Here is a 396-nt window from a genome sequence, read left to right on the forward strand (position 1 = left end):
GTCCAGCACTGAGCGGTCAGCCCCCAGATCAAGAAGAGCCGCAGTAGGTGGCAAGCGTTATCCGGATTTATTGGGCGTAAAGCGAGCGTAGACGGTGTGGCAAGTCTGATGTGAAAGGCATGGGCTCAACCTGTGGACTGCATTGGAAACTGTCATACGTGAGTGCCGGAGGGGTAAGCGGAATTCCTAGTGTAGCGGTGAAATGCGTAGATATTGGGAGGAACACCAGTGGCGAAGGCGCCTTTCTGGACTGTGTCTGACGCTGAGATGCGAAAGCCAGGGTAGCGAACGGGATTAGATACCCCGGTAGTCCTGGCCGTAAACGATGGGTACTAGGTGTAGGAGGTGTCGACCCCTTCTGTGCCGGAGTTAACGCAATAAGTACCCCGCCTGGGG

Annotated in this window: 1 rRNA gene; it reads left to right on the forward strand. The window is 55.8% G+C overall.

The features are described from left to right. Nucleotides 1-396, forward strand: a 16S ribosomal RNA gene (locus AC2FA3_RS15100); the annotation flags it as partial.

It is taken from the genome of Janibacter sp. CoH_79_TC_3 (assembly GCF_058197955.1).